Raw genomic sequence first — 3,759 nt, 5'->3', positions numbered from 1 at the left:
CTATTATCCTGATGGAATATGTGGTTTAAAACACTATTTTCATGACTTGAAATAGATGATTTAACTGCACTGGAAAAATTCTAACTAAATGTAGTCGAGTGTAGTTTGAATAATCAGGCCGTCTGAAAAAGAAGAATACCCAAAAGAAGGAATGAAATATGGCCGGAAAAACCTATCCGCTGTTGGCTGCATCATTGGCTGCCGTATTCGCGTTGTCGGCGTGCAGCCGCGATGTCAAGCCTGCTCCTGAGTTTAAACGTACCGATTATGAGCGCGTGGTGGTCAGCAACGGCGTCGAGCCGGGTACGCTGGATCCTCAGATGAGCGGCGATATGGCGGCTGGTGCGATTATCCGTCAGTTGATGGATGGTTTGGTCGGTACGGATGCCGAAGGTAAAACCATTCCTGCTTTGGCGGAAAAATGGGAGAGCGAGGGCGAGCGTGTTTGGACCTTCCATCTGCGTGATGCTAAATGGAGCAATGGCGATCCGATTACTGCCGAAGATTTCGTGTACAGCTTCCGCCGTCTTGCCGATCCGGCCACCGGCGCACCTTTCGGCAGCTATTTGGTCGATGCACAAGTGGAAAATGCGGAAGATATATTAAACGGCAAAGCCAAGCCTGAGACATTGGGCGTCAAGGCGTTGGACGCGAAGACCCTGCAATTTACGCTGATTGCGCCCGTGCCTTATTTCCCCGATATGCTGATTCAGCAATTCACATTTCCGGTTCACCGCGCCACTGTTGAAAAATATGGCAATAAGTGGACACAGCCCGGTCATTACGTTTCCAGTGGCGCTTATCTTTTAACGGATTGGAAAGTCAACAGCCACATTAATATGGAACGCAATCCCAATTATTACGATAAAGACAAAGTGGCCATTCCGAAGGCGGTTTTCTTATCAGGCAGCGGCGAGTACAACCGTTATCGCGCCAATGAAATTGATGTGACTTACGGCATTCCCAGTGATCAGGTCAAAGTGGCGGATATTGAGTTTCCGGGACAAGTGAAACGTACAACTTCTTTATGTAGTTGGTATTTGGAGCCGAACCACGAAGCAGCGCCGTTTAATGATCCGCGCGTCCGCAAGGCACTCAATATGCTGACGCGCCGCGACATCGTCGTCAAAGTGGGCGGCCGTGGAGATACGCCTGCGTTCCAATTGACGCCGCCGCAAATGCAGAGCGTGATTCCTGTTTATCCGGAGTGGAAAGAGTGGACGCCTGAAAAACGCATCGAAACCGCGCGTAAACTGTTGAACGAAGCAGGCTACAACGATGACCATCCGCTTGAGTTCGATATTTTGTACAGCACCAGCGAAGCGTCCAAAAAACAAATTACTGCCGTGCAGTCGGTGTGGAAAGCCGCCATTCCGTTTATCCGTCCGACTTTGTCCAACGAGGAATGGAAAACTTATTTGGATACGCGCGCGCAAGGCAATTTCAAGGTTTCGTTCAGCGGCTGGTGTTCCGATTTCAACGATCCGGCGGGTATGCTCAATATCTTGAAATCTAACAACTCAAACAATGCATTCCGCTACAAAAGCGCGGCGTTTGACACATTTATGAACAATACGCTGAAAGATGGTGTCAGCAAGGAAGCACGCAGCAAGCTCTATGCCGATGCGGAGAAGCAGCTTCAAGAAGACGCTGCACTGATTCCGCTGTATCATCAGGTTGAAGTGCGTATGGTTAAACCTGATATTATCGGCTATTCCGACAAAGACCCTTTGCGGAACTACACGGTCAAGAGCTGGTCGTTCGCACCGAAAAAATAGATTGATTATAGACAGCACAAGTTTTCAGACGGCCTTGATGACAGAGGCCGTCTGAAACAATAGGAGATATAACACATGAAATCTGTACAACAACGTTTGTCCGCTTTACGCGAAGCCATGAAAAAACATGGCGTGGACGCGTTTGTCATTCCTTCCGCCGATCCGCACCTTTCCGAATACCTGCCCGAGCATTGGCAGGTACGCCGCGATTTTTCCGGCTTTACCGGTTCTGCCGGCACTTTGGTGGTGACCGCCGATAAAGCAGGCGTGTGGACAGACAGCCGCTATTGGGAACAGGCAGGCCAACAGCTTGCGCCAAACGGCATCGAGCTGCAAAAAATGGGCGTTGATGCGCCTTATACCGAGTGGTTGGCACACAATCTGCCTGAGGGCGCAGTGGTCGGCGCGCCTGCCGATATGTTCGCACTCAGCGGCGAGCGCGGTTTGAAACAGGCACTTGCCGCCAAAAACATCCGCCTCGAATATCCTGAAACCTTGTTGGACGAAGTGTGGGACGACCGTCCTGCATTGCCGACTCCGGAAATCTATGTTCACCATCCCGACTATGTTTCCGAAACTGCGGCCGAAAAACTGGCCCGTATCCGTGCGGCCATGAAAGAGCAGGGCGCAGATGCACATTTGGTTTCTTCTTTGGACGACATCGCTTGGATTACCAATCTGCGCGGCGATGATGTGCCGTTCAACCCCGTGTTCTTGTCCCATCTGTTTATCAGCCAAGACAAAGCCGTATTGTTTACCGATGCAGGCCGTCTGAAAGCCGAATCTGCCGAAGCTTTGAAAGTGGCAGGTTTTGAAGTGTTGCCTTATGCGCAGGCGGCGGACTATTTGGCAGGCGTTAAGGGCGCATTGTTGATTGATCCGAACAAAACCGCGGTCGGCACTTTGCGCCGCCTGCCTGAAGACGTCCGTTTGATTGAAGCCATCCACCCAAGCACATTCTTCAAATCAGTCAAATCCGATGCCGACATCGCCCATATCCGCAATACCATGGCAGAAGACGGCGCGGCATTGTGCGGCTTTTTTGCCGAGTTTGAACAAATCTTGGCAGACGGCGGCGAATTGAGCGAACTGGACATCGACGGCATGCTCTATAAACACCGCAGCCAACGTCCCGGCTTTATTTCGCCAAGTTTCGACACCATCGCCGGCTACAATGCCAATGCCGCATTGCCTCATTACAGCGCGACACCGGAAAACAACAGCAAAATCAAAGGCGACGGTATGCTGCTGATTGACTCCGGCGGCCAATACTGGGGCGGTACGACCGACATCACGCGCGTGGTGCCTGTCGGCAATCCGAGTGCGGCCATGAAGCGCGATTACACTTTGGTGTTGAAAGCGCATATTTCTCTGGCGGAAACCATTTTCCCTGAAAACATCAAAGGCCCGATGATTGATGCCATCTGCCGCAAATCGCTCTGGCAGGCGCAATGCGATTACGGTCACGGTACAGGTCATGGCGTGGGCTATTTCCTCAATGTGCATGAAGGCCCGCAAAGCATTGCCGTTGCCGCCGTGCCGCAACCGCATCACGCGATGAAGTCAGGCATGCTGACTTCCAACGAGCCGGGTCTTTACCGTCCGGGCAAATGGGGTATCCGTATCGAAAGCCTGGTAATCAACCGTCCGGTTGAAAACCCAGAGGAAACCGAGTTCGGCAAATTTCTGTATTTTGAAACCGTTACCCTCTGCCCAATCGATACGCGCCTGATCGATACCAAACTGATGACCGGCAGCGAAATAGAATGGCTGAACCAATATCACGCCGAAGTGCGCCGCCGTCTTGAGCCTTTGACAGAAGGCGCGGCCAAAGCATGGCTGATTGAACGCACCGAACCTTTGGCGCGTTAACGTGAAAGGCCGTCTGAAACGGCGGAGACAAAGTTTCAGACGGCCTTATAACAACAATTATCTAAAAACTAAAAAAACCTTACCCGACTCCGAATAAAAACAATAACCC

2 protein-coding genes are annotated in these 3,759 nt (G+C 51.4%); both read left to right on the top strand.

Annotated elements, in window-relative coordinates; all coding sequences use genetic code 11:
- Positions 1-158 precede the first annotated feature (158 nt).
- Entirely contained in the window at positions 159-1,778 is a 1,620-nt protein-coding gene (locus tag ACTHUT_RS15355) for an ABC transporter substrate-binding protein (protein ID WP_250600064.1), read from the top strand.
- Between the two features lie 75 nt (positions 1,779-1,853).
- Positions 1,854-3,650, top strand: coding sequence for an aminopeptidase P family protein (locus tag ACTHUT_RS15350; protein ID WP_250600066.1), 1,797 nt, complete (start codon positions 1,854-1,856; stop codon positions 3,648-3,650).
- Positions 3,651-3,759: the final 109 nt, after the last annotated feature.

The organism is Neisseria sp. P0022.S010, from assembly GCF_051956635.1.
The sequence above is the reverse complement of the archived record's forward strand: the minus strand, read 5'-3'. Positions and strand labels throughout refer to the sequence as shown.